The following is an 18,062-nucleotide window of genomic DNA, read 5'->3' on the forward strand; positions in this document are numbered from 1 at the left end:
GAGTAACCCCGAGGGCGGTTCGTTGACTGGCTGCAATTATAGACCAACCGATCAGGTTATAGTGACGCCGGCCGCCGTGTTGAGGCCGTCGGCTGTTACACCCGTCAGTTTGATCAACAGATCGCCGCCGGTGTTTTCCTGGAACACATAGGTGTCGCCAAGGAATACAAAGGTGCTGGCCGCGCCGTTCGTTGTCGTCAACAGTCGGGCGACTTCCACCCATTCGCTTATGGAGTCGACCAAGCCGGCATCCGCTCCGCCCAGCGTGATTAATCCGCCCGTACTGTCCGCGGTAACCACTTGGCTGCCGTCAAAGCCGGTAAGCGCAAGAGCAACATCAGTGCCGGTGTCGTCGCCGATGATGGTAGGAGCGCCTACCAGGTCGAGAGTGTCGGGATCCGTGCCACCCGCCAGCGTGAAATCGCTGATGGTGTCGAACTCGTATACGGTACCGCCCAGATTGCCGGAATCGCCGGCGACAAACACGAAGGTGTCCGCGCCATCGCCACCGCTCATGGTATCTGCTCCCGCGCCACCGGTGATGGTGTCCGCCAAATCGGTGCCGGTGATGGTGTTGGCCGTGGCGTCTCCGTTGATCGCGATGATATCCGTACCGGTGTCGAAGGCGTTGCCACCCGCGACCGCCGTAAATCTTAGGCCGGATAAATCAACCGCCGTGCCGCCGACCACATTGACTTGCAAGGTGGCCGCGCCGGCTGCCGTGGCATTGACAAACAGTGTCTGACCGGTCAGTTGGGCGCCGGTAAAGGTCGCGGTTTCACCCGAGGTAATCGCCAATTGCTCGATATTGGTGATGCCGGCTCCCGCCCCGGTAAAATCGGTGCTGGTCACTACTTTGATAATGTCGAAATCCGCGCCGCCGTCGATGGTCTCGCCAAAACTGACATCGCCGGTATTGAACAGGAAGGTATCGTTTCCGGCACCGCCGAATAGTTGGTCTATACCAGCCCCACCGCTGATGGTCTGCGCACCGGCGCCGCCGATGATCACATCCGCCCCCGCGGTACCATTCACCGTAGAGGATGTTTTTATGCCGACAGTGTCAACGGTGCTGTAACCGAGATTGCTGAGGCGGGTAATCTGACCGGCTGTCAAATGCTCGATTTGACTTGGCAGAATGGCCTCCAGTTGAGTCGTGGTTAGCTGGCTGAGTTGATCCGTCGTGATTGCGGCAAATTGCGTTGTGGTCAGGGCCTGGATGTCTTCATTCTCCAATGCGCGCAACTCGGTAGCCGTCAATTTTTGCAATTGGTTGGTCGTCAACGCTTCCACCTGGGTACTGGTCAGTGCGACGATTTGCGCCGTCGTCAGTTTATCGATTACCGAGGTTGAAATGGCGGCCACTTGCGCGGTAGTCAGTTTTGCAACGTCTTCCGTTTCCAGCGAGGCGATCTGATCCGATGTCAATGCGGCGATTTGCGTGGTTAACAATTGACTGATCTGCGAGGTGGACAGGGAGGCGATTTGCCCTCCCGCACCGGCGGATAGCGCCGCCACTTGTCCGACGCTGAGCGAGGCGAGTTGGGCAGGCGTCAATGCCTGGATTTGCGAAGAGGTCAAGGCTTGCAACCCCCCGGTTGCCAGCAGTCCAGCCACGTTGACATAGGGGATGTCGGAGATTTCGATTTTTGCCACCTGTGCATTCGACAAGCCTGAAACCTGGGTTGAGCTCAGACTTGAAATTTGCAAGGTGTCAAACGCCACTATTTGAGCCGTTGTCAATACATTGATCTGCTCAGTGGTCAGGGCGCCGATCTGGGTAATAGACAGAACTTGCAGATCCTCGGTTTCCAGGGCTTGAATTTGCCGGGTGGTTAATTGCGCGATTTGCGAAGCGGCCAAATTGGCAACCTGGGCTGTAGATAACGTGGCAATTTGGCCATCGGTACCCAAGGTTAAGGCCTGCAATTGTTCCGAGCTCAAAGCTCTGAGTTGGTCGGTGGACAATGCCGCTATCTGGCCGGCGGTGCCGGTTGTCAGGGCCTGTATGGCGTCGACGGTCAAGCCTTTGATGGCGGACGTGGTCACTTTTGCCAAATCCCCGGTTTCCAGTGCCAATATCTGGGTTGCACTCAGCGCGCCGATTTGAGTGGAGCTGAAGGCCTGTATCTGGTTGCTGGTCAAGTTGGTTACTTGTGTATTGGTGAGTGCCGCAATTTGTTCGGTAGTGAACTTAGACACCTGCTCGCTGGTCAGGGCCGCCAAATCGGCGATCTCCAAGGCCTGGATTTGGTTGGTAGTCAGTTTAACCAATTGAGCGGTGGTCAATGCGGCTGCCTGTTCGGTGGTCAAGGCGGCGATTTGTCCGTTGGCGCCCAGCGTCAACGCTTGTATCTGCGTTGTGGTCAGTGCCTGGATTTGACTGGCGGTCAGAGCGGCAATTTGACCTGTGCCCGTGGTTGTCAGGGCTTGCAAGGCGTCGGTCGACAAGCTTTGAATGGCGGCCGTGGTAATGGCGCGCAAATCGTCGCTATCCAATGCCGTAATCTGACCCGGCGTCAGCGCGGCGACTTGGGCGGCACTCAGTTTGGCGGCTTGATCGGAAGTCAAGGCCGTTATCTGTCCGGCATTGAACGCGGCTACCTGGCTAGTGGTCAGGGATTGAATCTGCCCTATGGTTAATGCTTCCACGTCGGTGGTTTCCAAGGCCTGAATCTGCGTAGTGGTAAGTTGCGCGATTTGACCGTTTGTGCCGGTAGTCAAGGCCCGAATTTGTTCGGTGGTCAGTGCCGCGACTTGACCGTTGGTGCCTATGGTCAAGGCCTGTAATTGCGTACTGCTCAGCTGTTGCAGTTGTCTGGTGGTTAGAGCGGCAATCTGACCGTCGCTTGCGGTGGTCAGGGCTTGCAGCGCGGAAGTCGACAAGCCTTTGATGGCGTCCGTGGTTACTCTAAGCAAATCTTCTGGCTCCAGGGCGACGATTTGAGCGGCGGATAGCGCGCCGATTTGTGTCGAGCTGAGGAAGCCGGCTTGCGTGCTTGTCAACTTTTGGATTTGGGTTGACGTCAAGGCAGCAATCTGATCGGTGGTCAGAGCGGCAATTTGGGCGGCGGATAGCTGTTGCAAGTCTATGGTTTCCAACGCCGCGATTTGGTCGGGCAATAGTTGGCCTATTTGCGTGGGCGTGAGTTTTTGAACCTGACTGGATGTCAGCGCCGCAATCTGTCCGGCGGTACCCAACGATAAAACCTGTAGCTGGTCGCTGGTGAATGCCTGTATTTGGGCCGTCGTCAGACTGGCGATTTGAGCCGAGGTCAATGCGGCTACCTGGAAGGTCGACAAGCCGCTGATTGCCGCCGAGGCTATATATGCCAAGTCGCCGCTATCCAGCGCGGCAATCTGGCTGTCGGTCAGGGACTCTATTTGGCTAGACAACAAGGCGGCCACTTGGCTGGTTGTCAGTGCCTTGATCTGGTCGGTGGTCAAGGCGGCAATCTGTCCGGTGGTGCCGGTTGTCAGCGCGGCTATTTGCGCCTCTTTCAAGGCCACGACGTCTTCGGTCTCCAATGCGGCGATTTGGTCGAGTTTGAGCGCCTGTATTTGCGTCGGAGTTAACACTTCGACTTGAGAGGTGGTCAGGCTTGCGATCTGTCCCGCCGTGCCTATGGTCAACGCCTGGATTTGCTCGGTTGTCAAATTGGCGATTTGTTCAGGCGTCAGCGAGCTTACTTGTGTCGTACTCAACTCGGCGACTTTGTCCGTCGATAAGGCCTGCAGGGTAGTCGAAGACATGTTGGAAATCACATCGGTGGAAAGGGCCGCGAAATCCGCCGCTTCCATGGACTCGATCTGGTTGGATGTCAGTTGGTTGAACTGGGTATATTTCAGGGACGCCGCTTGCGCCGTGGTGAGTGCCGCGATTTGAAAAGCATTCAAGGCGGATACGGCACTGGTGGTCAAGTTGGCAAGTGCCCCAGTGGCGCCGGTGGTAAGCGCGGCGAAGTCCGCGGCGGACATCTTATCGAGTTGAGTAGACGTGAGACTGGCGGCCTGCGCGGAAGTTAAGGCGGCAGCCTGGGCGGTGGTCAGGGCCTGAATTTGTCCGGTGGTCAAACTGGCGATGGCATCGGTTTTCAATGCCGCAATGTCGGAGGTTTCGAATCGGGCGATTTGTACTGCGCTGAATTTGGAGATTTGATCGCTAGTCAGGGAGTTGGCTTGCGCGGTTGTGAAGGCTGGGATCTGAGTGCTAGTTAGAGCCGCGATTTGAGCGGAAGTCAAGGCCGCGACTTGACCTGTCGCGCCGGTGGTTAATCTGAAAAGCTGACTGGTGGTCAAGCCGGCAATGACTGCGGTACTTAGCGCTTTAACGGCGTCCGGGGACAAAGCGACAAAGTCCTCCGATTCCATGTTGAATACTTGGACCGAAGTCAGTCTGGCGGCTTGAGTTGAGGTCAGCGATGCTGCTTGCGCCGAGGTCAGATAAGGCACTTGCGCAGAGGTCAGCGCGGCGATTTGTGCCGTCGTCAAGGCTGCCAATTGACCGGTGGCACCGGTGGTCAGGCTGGAGATTTGTCCAGTCGATAGCGTTGCGATGGCGCTGGTAGCCAGGCCCTTGATGGCATCCGGGGAGAGGCTGGCGAAATCGACCAATTCCATGTTGGCCAACTGCGCGGAGCTAAATTTGGCAAGTTGGGTGGAGGTTAAAGATGCCGCCTGATCGGTGGTTAAGGCCTGTATCTGGGTGGTTTTTAACGCGGCTATTTGCGCCGTTGTCAACCCGGCAATTTGACCATCGCTGCCCGTAGTCAGCAGTTGAATTTGATCATTGCTCAAATTTGTCACAATCGCTGTGGACAGACCCTTGATGCCGGCGGAAGACAACGCAACGAAGTCATCCGATATCATGGTGGCAAACTGGGTGGAGGTAAGCGCGGCAACCTGAGCAGATGTCAGCGACGCTTCCTGGTTCGAAGTGAGTTTTTCCAGCTGACTCGTGGTCAGCGCCCTGACTTGAGCTGTCGTCAGGCCAGCCAGTTGTCCCGCGGTTCCGGTGGACAAGCTGGCGATTTGATCGGTGGTCAGGTTGGCGATTGTGGTGGTAGACAGACCTTTGATGCCGGATGGTGCCAGGGCGGCGAAATCTTCCGCTTCCATGGACGCGAATTGCGCGGTGGTCAACTTGGCAACTTGCGCCGAGGTCAGGGATGCCGCTTGAGCGGTGGTCAGGGAAGCGATATGCCCATTGGAGCCGGTCGTCAATACCGCGATTTGGGCGGTGGTCAATGCCGCTACTTGTCCGGCCGTACCCGTGGTCAAGCTTTGGATCTGATCGGTGGTCAGGTTAGCTACAATGGTGGTGGACAGTCCCTTGATGCTGGCTGGCGACAGGGTTGCGAAATCTTCCGCCTCCATCGCGGCAAACTGAGTAGAGCTTATTGTTGCAATTTGGGCCGATGTCAGCGATGCGGCTTGAGCCGTGGTCAACGCGGTAATTTGACCGGGTGTCAGAGCCCGAATTTGCGCAGTGCTCAGCGAGGCTATCTGGCCGGCGTTGCCTGTCGTCAAACTTTGGATTTGATTGGTACTGAGTGCCTCGACAACGGCTGTTGTCAGCCCCTTGATGCTGGCCGGTTTGATACTCGCCAAATCCGCCGTTTCCAGGCTGGCGATTTGACTGGTGCCTATGGCGGCGACCTGAGCGGATGTCAGGGCGGCGGCCTGACTGGTGGTTAAATTAGCCAGTTGACCGGTTGCCGAGGTTGTCAACGCACCGATTTGGGTAGTGCTCAAGCCCGCGATTGCGCTACTGGATAAGGCCGCAAAATCCTGAGTCTCAATGGCTTGCACCTGGGTGGTGGACAGTTTGGATAATTGGGCCGCGGAGAGGGCGCGTGCCTGGGTGGTGGTTAGTGCGGCAATTTGCGAGTCGGATAGCGCAGAAATGGCGGCAGTGGATATGCCGGCTATTGCCTGGGAACTCAGTCGAGCGAAATCTTCGTCCTCAAAGTTGACGATTTGCGCTGTACTTAATTTGCTGACTTGCGCGGACGTCAAGGCGGCTGCCTGCGTTGTGGTTAAGGCCACAATCTGATCAGCGGTCAGCGCCGCTATGGCTGTTGTGGACAAACTGGAAATCGCCGTGGTGGTTAACGCTTGGAAATCCGTGGTTTCCATGGCCGCGATCTGCGAACTCGTCAATTTTGCGGCTTGCGCGCCGGTAATCGAACCGGCTTGCGCCGCGCTCAGCGCCACTATTTGGGGGCTGGTCAATGCGGCGATTTGGGCGGTCGTCAGTGCCGCTATCTGTCCCGCGGTTCCTGTTGTCAAGATTGCGACCTGAGCGCCGCTCAACGATGCCAGCGAACCGGTAGTCATGCCTTTGATGGCGACAGTGGAAATAGCTGCAAGATCCGCGTTCTCGATTGCCGCCAGTTGGCTTGAATTTAGCGCCGCAACCTGCGCGGCGGTCAATGAATTTGCTTGCGCAGTCGTCAACGCGACAATTTGTCCGTTGGTTGCGGTTGTCAGGGCGGCAATCGCCGCCGTAGTCAGTTTGGAAAGCGCGCCGGTGGCACCGATAGTCAAGGCGGCAAAATCGGCGGTTTCCATGGCCGCGACCTGTGCGGCGCTCAGCACGGCGGCTTGCGTCCCGGTAATTGCGGCGGCCTGGGCAGTTTCCAGGGCGACAATTTGCGTGGTTTTCAGTGCGGCGATTTGGGCAGTGGTCAGGCTGGCGATCTGACCGTTTGTGCCCGTAGTCAGATGGGCGATTTGGCTGTCCGTCAAGGCTCCGACCGCAGATGCCGACAGGCCTTTGATTGCGGTAGTGGTCAGGTGTTGGAGGACGTCGGTCTGTATTTGCGCGGCTTGGGTGCTGCTCAACTTACCCAGTTGCGCGCCGGTCAATGCGGGTGCTTGAGCAGTTGACAGGGCCTGAATCTGATCCGTGGTCAATGCGGAAATTACGGCTGTGCTCAATTGGGAAATTGCGCTTGAAGTAATTGCGCCGAAATCGACTGCGTCCAGTTTGGCAATTTGAGTGGCACTAAGTTTATTGACTTGTGCGCCGGTCAGGGATGCGGCTTGGTTTGCCGACAAGGCCTTGATTTGATCGGTGGTTAACACCACGATTTGCGCTGTGCTCAAGCCCGAAATCTGCCCCGCGGTTCCGGTTGTCAACAGACCTATCTGCGTACTCGTCAATCCGGCGACTACGCCAGTTGCCATGCCCGCAATCGCGACTTTGGATATGGCCGCAAAATCGGCGGTTTCCATTGCAGCTACTTGCGTGGATGTTAGTTTGCCGATTTGCGAAGCTGTTAAAGCCGCGATTTGTTCGGTGGTGAAGGCGGGGATTTGAACGGCCGATAAGGCGCCGACTTGCGTTAGTGTCAGTGCTCTGACTTCCGAGGTTGTTAAGTCCGCGATATCCTGGGTTGTCAGGGTGGTGATGTCTGTTGTGGTGGTGATTGCCATGAGTCGTCCTCGTCAAAACGTTGAATTTTATTTTTGGTTGGCAAAAAAGAAGTTACCGATGATATTTTGCGGTTTCCAACCCCATTGGGTCAGTGTATCGGTAATGACTTAAAAAACTTTAATTACCGTATTGTTTTTTGAACTGAATAACAGAATTTTCGGCAGTGTTTTATGTTTGTTGGTGAGATTTAGCGATGGATTAATTTGGAAACACCCCAATGTGTGTGAAAATTAACCCTGTTTAAAACTCATATTTATATAGGGATAATTGCTAGGGACATGAAATCCGATCCGAAATCCGATTTGGTGGAAGCGTTGACCTTATGCAGAGGGGCATTTCTCTCTGCGGCTGGATTCAGCTTGGTCATCAATTTGCTGCAACTCGTGCCAACCATCTATATGTTGCAAGTCTATGATCGCGTGGTGCCGACCGGCAATCTGAATACCTTGGTCATGCTAACGCTGATTCTAATGGTTTTGTTTGTGACAATGGGTATTTTGGAATGGGTGCGCTCGCAAATTTTGGTCAGGGTGAGTACCCGGCTGGAAGTTTTACTTAGCGAACGGCTGTTTAAAGTCGCTTATAAATTGGCTTTGTACTCGAGCAATCAGCGGGTAGCTGCTCAGCCATTGGATGATCTGACCGGATTGCGTCAGTTTATGACGGGCAATGGATTGTTTGCATTTTTCGATGCGCCGTGGGTGCCTATATATCTGGCGGTCATGTTCATCTTTCATGAATGGTATGGCTGGGCGGGCGTGATTACCGCGATATTGTTGGTTATGATCGCCTTTGCCCAGGAAAAGACAACCAGCGCCATGTTGAATGAAGCCAACGCAACCGCTCAAGTCGGTCGAAATCTGGTCAATAAAAACCTACGGAACGCTGAAGTGATCGACGCGATGGGGATGCTGCCGAGCATTCGGAAACGTTGGCTGCAGAATGTATATAAAGTTTTGGAATTACAGGCCATTGCAAGTTCGCGGGCAGGATTGATCAATGCTCTGTCGAAATTGATCCGTTTGTCTTCTCAGTCCTTGATTTTGGCATTAGGCGCCTATTTAGTCATAGAAAATGAAATCACCTCGGGGCTAATGATTGCCGGATCGATTTTGTTGGGACGCGCGTTGGCTCCCATAGATATTGTGATCGGCTCATGGAAGGGTTTTATCAGCGCGCGAGGGCAATATCGGCGATTGAACGAGCTTTTGCTTAAAATGCCGGCTGATCAGCAAAAAATGACACTTCCCAATCCTGAAGGCGCTTTTCACCTGGAAAATGCGGTTGTGGTGCCGCCGGGAGCCAAAACACCCGTCATCAAGGGTATCACCATGTCCATTGTAAAAGGGGATGTGTTGGGTGTGATTGGGCCCAGCGGTGCGGGCAAGTCGACGTTTGCTAGGGCATTGCTGGGGATTTGGCCGACATCCAGCGGCAGGATACGCTTGGATGGTGCGGAGATATACGCAATGAATCGCGATGAACTCGGACCGTTCCTTGGCTATTTGCCTCAAGACATTGAACTGTTCGAAGGCAGTATCAGCGAAAATATCGCAAGGTTCGGCAATGTCGATCCTGAAAAAGTCGTCAATGCGGCTAAAATGGCGGACGTTCATGAACTGATTTTACGCTTGCCCGAGGGCTACGACACTTTTGTGGGGGCCAACGGAATTAATTTGTCCGGTGGGCAACGCCAACGGATAGGATTGGCTAGAGCGCTTTACGGCGATCCGGTGGTTGTAGTCCTCGACGAGCCCAACTCTAATCTGGACGAGCAGGGGGAGTTAGCTTTGGCCAAAGCCATTCAACGCCTGAAGCTTAAAAAAGTTACTGTTGTTATTGTTACTCATCGTAACAATGTGCTGGCAAATGTCGATAAGTTGCTGATACTCAGCGAAGGACAATTATCCGTTTACGGTCCCAAAGAGCAGGTGGTCGCCCATTTGCAAAAAAATGCTCAACAGGCTGCTCGCCAAGGTGGAGCCGAACTGCTTTCCGAGCCATTATCCAACTAATTCCCCAATCTCCGCGCATGACACAAATTACCGGGCAGTTGCCCGCTTCTGATCAAATATTGCTGGTTACGGACGATAAACCGATCCGCAATATTGGCATGTGGGTTTTGATATTTACATTTGGAATACTGGGTGGTTGGGGGTATTTTGCGCCTCTTGATAGTTCGGCGCTGGCGCCTGGCTTCGTGTCCGTAAAGTCCTACCGGAAAACCGTACAACATTTCGATGGCGGTATCGTTCGCGAACTATTGATAAAAGAAGGTGATTTGGTTGAAGAAGGTCAAGTTTTGATTCGACTGGACACTACCGAAATTAACGCGCAGTTGGAGATTATCCGGGCTCAATACATAGCTTTGTTGGCTCAGGTGGCCAGACTGACTGCGGAAAGAGAACAAAAGTCCGCGATCAGTTATCCCGAAAGCCTTAATGACAACCTGGATGCACGTATTGTCGAAGTGAAGCAGGTTGAGGAACAAATTTTTCATGCCAGAAAAATCTCCCATGAAGGCGAAATTTCAGTTTTGAATCAACGTATCAGTCAGTTGAAGTCAAGAATTTCCGGACTGCAGGGGCAGCGTAGTGGTAAAAAACAGTTGGTCGCTTCCTATGAGGAAGAGATTCATGACATGAAAGAATTACTGGCCGAGGGATTCGCCGGTAAACAACGTGTGCGCGATCTGGAGCGAAACCTGACTCTGATCAATAGCGAAATAGCTTCATTGGCGGCCGAAATTTCCGGTGATGAAATTCAGATCGGCGAAACGAGATTGCAAATTCTGCAACTGCAAAAACAGTTTCAGGAGGAAGTCGCCGCCAAGTTAGGAGAGGCTCAAGCCCTGCTTTATGACGTTACCCAGCGCATGGTTGCTACCCGGGACAGAGTTATTAGAACAGAAATTAGATCGCCGTCATCGGGTCGGGTGCTCGGGCTAACCGTACATACCCTCGGTAGCGTTATTTCCCCGGGCAGACCGATTCTTGAAATCGTGCCGCAGCAGGAGGAATTGGTCGTCACGGCTCAAGTTTCCCCGATTGATATCGATAGAGTAAGGCAAGGCTTGCTTGCCGAGGTGCGCTTTAGTGCCTTTAAGCAGGCTTTGGCGCCGAAATTAGAAGGCAAGGTGACTAATATCTCCGCGGACAGACTGACCGACGACAGGACGGGCGCTTCATATTACCAAGCGGAAATCGAGCTTACGCGGGAAAGCATCGAAAAACTCGTTGATATGGAATTACTGCCGGGAATGCCGGCGGAAGTGCTGATCAACACTGGCGAGAGAACGGCCATTGAATATTTGTTGCAGCCTATAACCAACGCATTTTCTCGAGCCTTTATAGAGGATTAATGGTTATCAAGAGAATCAAGTTGGTGTTGTTGACTGCGACACTCCTGCGGGCGAAGTGCGTTTTCAGCGAAGACTTATTGACTGTTTACCAACAGGCGCTTGAAGCCGATCCCGCGCTTAAATCGGCCATGCTGAAACTGGATATCGTGGCAGCCCAAAAACAACAGGCAGTTGGCGAAATGCTGCCGCAAGTGACGGCGAGTGCCAACTGGTCGGCGAATAATCAACGATTAAGTAGTGTTGGCAGTACCGCCACCAGTAATTACAAGGGTACCCGCTATGTGCTATCGGTCAACCAATCATTAATCGATTTTGCCAAATTTTGGAATTGGCGACGCGCACAAGAAGTCGAAAACCAATATTCCGCCGAAAGTATTGAGGCTCGGCATGTACTGATAGACAGCGTTGTGGATAAATATTTCAGCGTACTGGAAGCTGAAGATCAACTATTTTTCTTCGGGAAGGAAAAACAGGCAACCGAGAAACAACTTGAACAGGTAAAAAAACAATACGCCAAGCAATTGTTGAAAATTACTGATTTGTATGAAGTGGAAGCCAGATTGGATCAAATTCAAGCTAGCGAGATAGAAGCGGAAACCATTTTGGTAAGGGCCAGGGAAAGCCTGAAAGCTTTAAGTAATACCACTCCGGCAAGATTGTTTAAATTACGCGACGATATAGATTTTAAGCCATTGGAAGGCGAATTGGACGACTGGATAGCCGTCGCAAAAAGCGAAAATCCAGTGTTGGCGGCGCAAATCAGTGCTTTAGCCGCTGCGAGTGACGATGTTGTGATGCAGAAGTCAAAACATCTGCCGGTTGTGGATTTACAGTTCAATTACTACAACACCGATACCGGATACCAAAGTGCCAGAACCCCGGAAACCGAAGTCCAGGTCGCGGCAATCAATGTCACCATGCCTATTTTTAGTGGCGGAATCACCTCTCAGAGAGTCAATGAGGCTCAGTTGAGGCTGGCGCTTACCGAAAATGAAAATGAGGCTAAGGTGCGGGCATTAATCAAAGAAACCAGTGATGCTTTTTTAAGCTCTAATGCCAGCGTGCGGCGGGTGAAGGCGACCGTCAAAGCATTAGAGTCTTCCAGAAAATCTCGGGAAGCTAAGGAAAAAGGCTTTAAATATGGTGTTGAAACCATCAGTGATGTTTTAGATGCCCAGCAGGTTGAATTCAGAGCGGAAAGAGATTTGTCTCAGGCCAAGTATGGGTATATTAAAAACCGCATACGCTTTATGCATGCCATAGGCCTGATTTCCGTGGAAAACCTTATGGAAATCAACGAGTGGCTGCAACAGCCGGCAACGCAATGAAAAATTTATCCCCCAATTATCTAGTCGGCATAGACCTCGGCACCACGCATACCGTTGTGGCATACGCTGCCGCCGGCGATCCGGAAAAACAAATTCATTTGTTCGAAATACCGCAACTGGTGGCGCCCGGTGAAGTGGCGGCCCGGCCCTTGCTGCCTTCGGTGCGCTACCATCCGGCGGATGGCGAGTTACAGGCCGGCGAGGGATTTTTAAACGCGGAAGACGGCGCGGTATTGGGCGAAGCGGCGCGGCTGTTGGGCGCCAAGTCGCAAGGCCGCTTGGTGACCAGCGCCAAAAGCTGGTTGTCGCATACAGCGGTCGACCATGCCGCGGCGATACTACCCTGGGGTAGCGACGAGTCGGTATTCAAAGTTTCGCCGTTGGAAGCCAGTGCCAGTTATTTAAAGCATGTGCGCACGGTTTGGGAGCAGCGTTTTCCGGAAGCGCCGCTGAATAGACAGCAAGTGGTCATTACGGTGCCGGCCTCGTTTGACGAGTCGGCCCGTTCGCTGACCGTGGCAGCCGCCAAATTGGCCGGCTTGACCGGTATTCGGCTGCTGGAAGAACCGCAAGCCGTTTGTTACGACTGGCTGCGCCGGCATGCCGGTAGCGTGGCCGCCAGTCTGGCGGGCAGCCGCTTGCTATTGGTCTGCGATGTCGGCGGCGGCACCACGGATTTGACCTTGATTAAAGTCGAATACGGTGCCGGCGAACCGCAATTGACCCGTATCGCGGTCGGTGACCATTTGATGCTGGGTGGCGACAATATCGACCTGGCCTTGGCGCATTTGGCGGAGAGCCGTTTGCGGGTAGGCGACAAAAAATTGTCCACGGCGGATTTATCGCAATTATTGGAACAATGCCGCATTGCCAAGGAACGCCTGCTGGCGGACGACGCGCCGGAGCAAATGCCGGTGACCCTGCTGGGCGGCGGCTCCAAACTGATCGGCGGCACTAAAAGCACCCATTTGAGCCGGGAAGAAGTGCGGCAAATTGCCCTTGACGGCTTTTTACCGCTATCGGACTTAAACGATTTACCGGACAAAAAACGCAGCGGGGTGGTGGAGTTCGGCTTGCCCTACGCGGCCGAACCTGCCATCAGCAAGCATATCGCCGCCTTTTTGCAATTACATGCCGCTTCCGCGCGCGCGGCCTTGGCCGGCGAAAGCGGGGTGCCGGATGCCTTGTTGCTGAACGGCGGCGTGTTCCGTAGCCCGGCCCTGGTGCAACGGGTGACGGCCTTGTTGAGCCGGTGGCGGGACGGTCGGGCGCCGCGTGTGCTGGACAATCGCCATCCTGAACTGGCGGTGGCATTCGGCGCTGTCGCTTACGCCACGGCCCGCCAGGAGAAAAAACTTAAAATCGCCGGCGGCGCGGCGCGCAGTTATTTTCTGCAAATCGACAGCGGCAAGCAGGGGATGCGCCAAGGTGTATGCATCCTGCCCAAGGGCAGCGAGGAGGGTCGCGAAATTTTATTGAACGACAGGCAGTTCGCCTTGCGGGTCGGTCAGCCGGTGCGCTTTCATTTGATGTCCAGCAGTGGCGACGGCGACTATCCGCCCGGTGCCTTGGTGGACATGGACGACGAGCGCTTTCACAGCCTGCCGCCGCTGGCGGTGGCTTTTGACGGCGAGCAAAGGGCCGAAGTCATCGTGCAATTGCTGGCCACTTATACCGAAGTCGGCACCCTGCGGCTGCAATGCGTGGCGGTGAATGATGCCAGCCAACGCTGGGATGTGGAATTTCAAATCCGCAAAACGGCCCAGGCCAGTGTCAGCGCCGAATTACCTGGTCAATTGCCGCAAGCTTTGGAAAAAATCCAGGCCGTGTTCGGCGCCAAATCCAAACAGATCGATCCGCAGGCAGTGAAAACCCTGCGCGCCGATCTGGAAAAAATTTTGGCCGCGCCGCGCGGGGATTGGCAAACCCCGCTATTACGGGAATTGTTCGGCGCATTGCTGGAGGGCGGTAAATACCGCCGCCGCAGCGAGCAGCACGAACGCTTGTGGCTGAGCTTGAGCGGTTTTTGCCTGCGGCCCGGCTTTGGTTATCCGTTGGACGATTGGCGAACGGAACAACTGTGGAAGCTGTACCCGGAAGGCTTGCAGTTCGTCAACGAAAAACAGAACTGGACCGAATGGTGGACGCTGTGGCGGCGGGTGGCCGGCGGTTTGCCCGCCGAGGCGCAGCAACGCATTTTTAAAGACATTGCCAAATTCATCAATCCGGCCGCGGCCCGCCAAGCAGGCATCGCCAAGCAACTGTCCATGCGAGGTTACGAAGACATGGTGCGGCTGGCGGCGGCGCTGGAACGCCTGCCGGTAACGGACAAGATGCAGTTGGGCGGTTGGCTGTTGAAGCGCCTGGAAAAGCCCGGCGAGCCGGATTCCAGCTGGTGGGCGCTGGGGCGGATAGGTGGGCGAATCTTATTTCACGGCAACAATCACGACGTGATTGCACCCGGCGTGGCCGCGGACTGGTTGGCGCAATTGCTGAAAACGGATTGGAAGAAACAGCCGCAAGCCGGTTTCGCCGCCACTCTGTTGGCGCGGTGCTGCGACGACAGGGTCCGCGACATCGATGATGACTTGCGCCTGCTGGTATTGGAGAAACTCAAACAAGCCAAGGCCGCCGTTTCCTGGCAGGAGATGGTCGCCGAATACAAGCCGCTGGACGAGAGCCAGGAAAAGCAGCTGTTCGGCGAAGCCTTGCCGCCCGGCTTGCGGCTGATATGAGCCCCCGCCACCAGTACGCAATCAACCCGCATCCTTCACAATTACCCGGCACGGATATGGAAAACGACGTTTATCTTTACGACACCGAACGCCTGCATAGCATCGCTTCCGAAGAACTGGTCAAGCAAGGTTTGAGGTATTTTACCGACAACCGGGTCATAGGCGTGGCGGCGGAAAACGGGCTGGTACTGGCGCAGGTCGAGGACGAGAACGAAGAGCAGTATTGGCTGGAGTTGGCGGTCGATGAAGACGACCGTCTGCGGGTGACTTGCGATTGCCCGCAAGAGGGTGGCGTCTGCGTGCATGCCATCGCCGCGCTATACGCCTATGCCGATCAATATGCGCCTATTGACTCCACAGGCCTTGACAGCGCGTTGGACGAGGCGATACAGGAGCGGGTCAAGAAAGGCCGCAACGAGGTCAAGGTTAAATTGCTAAGCGGCAACCTGGGGTTCGGTACCTGGCAGGCGACCTCGCTGGTGTCGGCGACGCATTGGCAGCGTTCCTATCAAGTGCAGATACGCTCGCTGGATCAGCGTGTCAATTATTGTACTTGCCCGGACTTGGCCAGCAATCGCCTAGGTACTTGCAAGCATATCGAAGCAGTTCTGCACTATGCCAGAAAGCAGCCCGAATACAAGAAACTGAAACAGCAAGGCTCGCCTGTGTCTTTCGTGTATTTGGCCTGGGAATCGGCAACCCGGCCGCTGATTCGCTTGCAGCGCCGCGCGGATATTGCCGAGGATTTGGCTGTTCTGCTGGCGGAATTTTTCAATGATCAGGACTTGTTCGTTGGCCGTTTGCCGGAAGATTTTTTCCGTTTTTCGCAGAGGGTTTACGGCCGCGAGGATTTTTTGCTCGGCGACGACGCCGTGCAATACGCCCAGCAATGCGCGGAAGACGCCGCGCGAGCCTTGCGCGGTCTGGAGATCAGGCAAAGCATACGCCAAAGCAACGGCCTGTTGCCTGGGCTCAAGGTCAAGCTGTTTCCGTACCAGGTCGAAGGCGTGGCATTTTTGGCCTCCCGCGGGCGGGCCTTGCTGGCGGACGACATGGGCTTGGGCAAGACCTTACAGGCCATCGCCGCCGGCACTTGGCTGGCCGACAATGCCGAAGTCAAGCGCATCCTGATCGTTTGCCCGACGTCGTTGAAGCATCAATGGGCCAGGGAAATTGCCAAATTCACCGGCCGCAGCGTGCAGATTTTGCAAGGCGGCCCGGAACAGCGCAGCGTGCAATATCGGGCCGATGCCTTGTTTTTCATCGCCAATTACGAATTGGTGCTGCGCGATCTTAGCCTGATCAGCGAATACCTGAAGCCGGATTTGCTGATACTGGACGAGGCGCAACGGATCAAGAACTGGCGTACCAAATTGTCGTCTACCGTCAAGCTGATTCCGGCCCGCGATGTATTCGTGCTCAGCGGCACGCCGCTGGAAAATCGGCTGGAGGATTTGTACAGCCTGCTGCAATTGGTGGATGCCAGGGTGTTGGGGCCGCTATGGCGCTGCTTGCTGGATTTTCATATCACCAACGAACGCGGCAAGGTCATCGGTTACCGCAATCTGGCGGAATTGCGCCGGCGTATCGCACCGGTCGTGCTGCGGCGCGCCCGCACGCTGGTCGCCGACCAGTTGCCGGACAGAACCGAAGTGACGCTGGATATTGCGATGGATGTCAAGCAACAGGAACTGCATGCTTCGGCCATGCAGGCCGCCGGCCTTTTGGCGCAAATCGCCAAACGCCGGCCGTTGACGCCCGGCGAGAGCAACCGGCTATTGGCCGCGCTGCAGCAGGCGCGCATGGCCTGCAACGCGGCAGGACTGGTGGACAAGGAAACCCAAGGTTCGCCCAAGCTGGAGGAACTGGCGCGCTTGCTGGAAGAACTCTGTCTGCAAAGCAACCGTAAGGCCGTGGTGTTTTCGCAATGGGCCATGATGACCGAAATGGTGGAATTGCTGGTGCGCGGCATGGGCCTGGGTTGCGTGCGCCTGCACGGCGGGGTGCCCGGCGCCAAACGCGGCGAACTGATGGAGCGCTTTCAAAACGACGATGCCGTGCAGGTGTTCATCTCGACCGACGCCGGCGGTACCGGCCTGAACCTGCAAGCCGCTACCGCCTTGATCAATCTGGACATGCCGTGGAATCCGGCGATTCTGGATCAACGCATCGCTCGCGTGCATCGCTTGGGGCAGAAACACAAGGTACAGATTTTCATTTTGCTGGCCGAAGAATCTTATGAGCAGCGCGTGGCCCAGTTGGTCAGAGGCAAGCGTGATTTGTTCGATAACGTCATCGACCCGGAGGCTACGGAAGATACGGTAGGCGTTTCGAAGAAAATGCTGGAGAGCTTGATCGACGATCTGACCGGCAGCGCAACCGACGCCGCGGGCAAGGCGGAAATCGCCGCAGTGCCGCCGGCCGAGATGCCCGAGATTCCGATGGAACAGCCCGCGGCCAAGCCCAAGGAGTCGGCGCACTACGAAGACGACGATACGGTACGGCAGGCTGTGGCCGGCATTCAAGTTGCGTTCGGGCCGCGTATCGAGCGGGTGCTGGCAAAAGACGGCGGTTTGCTGGTGGTACTCGAAAGCTGGCGGGATGGCGACGAACAAACGTCCGAACAATTATCCGCCGACGAGTTGCCGGTCGCGGTCATCGACGCGCGAACCTGGCGCAGTCTGCAACGTCTGGGTAAGGCTTCCCCGTTGGCCGAAACCCGTAGCGTGTTCGAAGCCGCCGCCGAACCGATGGCGGAAAATCCCTTGCATGAACTGGCCCGGCAAAAACTGCGTTCCGCCGAGGTGTTGCTGGAGCAACAATGTCCGGCCGGCGTGATGGAGTTATTGGCCTCGGCCTTGTTGACCAAGCTGGCGGCCTTGCACGGGCAAACTCAAGCGCCGGCCGCCACCGAGGTGGCGGTTTGGCTATATACCGACATCGTGCCGCGTGGCCTGTTGAGCAACGAGCAGGCGGGCCAAGTGGTGCAAATCGTGTCGTTGAGCATGGGCAGCGCGTTGCCGGAAGCCCTGATTCGGCAAGCCGCAAGCGACGCCAAGCAGTTGCTGGCGGCTTGGTCTTGACGAACAAGGCGCGCTTGGAAAGCCTCGAGAGGCGCTGGCTTCGGCTATCGATAAATACCGGTATTTGGCCGCGGCTTTTGTCGCATCGATAATAATCGTGCAAGCAATCTAAAT

6 protein-coding genes are annotated in these 18,062 nt (G+C 55.4%); 5 read left to right on the forward strand and 1 reads right to left on the reverse strand.

Going from position 1 to position 18,062, the window contains the following annotated elements; translation table 11 throughout:
* Nucleotides 1–51: 51 nt before the first annotated feature.
* Nucleotides 52–7,440 (reverse strand): beta strand repeat-containing protein, encoded by a 7,389-nt coding sequence (locus NP590_RS01840; protein WP_256600450.1) that lies wholly within the window; start codon nt 7,438–7,440, stop codon nt 52–54.
* A 279-nt stretch (nt 7,441–7,719) separates the two neighbouring features.
* On the opposite strand from NP590_RS01840, the gene NP590_RS01845 reads away from it, so the two are divergent.
* The 5 genes from NP590_RS01845 to NP590_RS01865 are packed head-to-tail and all read left to right on the forward strand — an operon-like array spanning nt 7,720 to nt 17,948.
* Nucleotides 7,720–9,456, forward strand: a complete 1,737-nt coding sequence (locus NP590_RS01845; protein WP_256600451.1) for a type I secretion system permease/ATPase — start codon at nt 7,720–7,722, stop codon at nt 9,454–9,456.
* 17 nt (nt 9,457–9,473) lie between these two features.
* Nucleotides 9,474–10,802, forward strand: a complete 1,329-nt coding sequence (locus tag NP590_RS01850) for an HlyD family type I secretion periplasmic adaptor subunit (RefSeq protein WP_256600453.1) — start codon at nt 9,474–9,476, stop codon at nt 10,800–10,802.
* Entirely contained in the window at nt 10,802–12,130 is a 1,329-nt protein-coding gene (locus NP590_RS01855) for a TolC family outer membrane protein (RefSeq protein ID WP_256600454.1), read from the forward strand. Before NP590_RS01850 ends, NP590_RS01855 begins: the two co-directional genes overlap by 1 nt.
* The gene (locus tag NP590_RS01860; RefSeq protein WP_256600455.1) at nt 12,127–14,865 is read left to right on the forward strand and encodes an Hsp70 family protein; all 2,739 of its coding nucleotides are present in this window, start codon (nt 12,127–12,129) and stop codon (nt 14,863–14,865) included. The genes NP590_RS01855 and NP590_RS01860 overlap by 4 nt, the downstream gene beginning before the upstream one ends.
* The gene (locus tag NP590_RS01865) at nt 14,862–17,948 is read left to right on the forward strand and encodes an SNF2-related protein (protein WP_256600456.1); all 3,087 of its coding nucleotides are present in this window, start codon (nt 14,862–14,864) and stop codon (nt 17,946–17,948) included. The genes NP590_RS01860 and NP590_RS01865 overlap by 4 nt, the downstream gene beginning before the upstream one ends.
* Nucleotides 17,949–18,062 lie beyond the last annotated feature (114 nt).

The sequence above is a fragment of the Methylomonas subterranea genome (genome assembly GCF_024505185.1).
In the GTDB taxonomy this organism is placed as follows: domain Bacteria; phylum Pseudomonadota; class Gammaproteobacteria; order Methylococcales; family Methylomonadaceae; genus Methylomonas; species Methylomonas subterranea.

Bases quoted from the DNA above. Each gene is read 5' to 3' on its own strand.
- NP590_RS01840 (WP_256600450.1), bottom strand. From the start codon at position 7,440: ATGGCAATCACCACCACAACAGACATCACCACCCTGACAACCCAGGAT.
- NP590_RS01845 (WP_256600451.1), top strand. From the start codon at position 7,720: ATGAAATCCGATCCGAAATCCGATTTGGTGGAAGCGTTGACCTTATGC.
- NP590_RS01850 (WP_256600453.1), top strand. From the start codon at position 9,474: ATGACACAAATTACCGGGCAGTTGCCCGCTTCTGATCAAATATTGCTG.
- NP590_RS01855 (WP_256600454.1), top strand. From the start codon at position 10,802: ATGGTTATCAAGAGAATCAAGTTGGTGTTGTTGACTGCGACACTCCTG.
- NP590_RS01860 (WP_256600455.1), top strand. From the start codon at position 12,127: ATGAAAAATTTATCCCCCAATTATCTAGTCGGCATAGACCTCGGCACC.
- NP590_RS01865 (WP_256600456.1), top strand. From the start codon at position 14,862: ATGAGCCCCCGCCACCAGTACGCAATCAACCCGCATCCTTCACAATTA.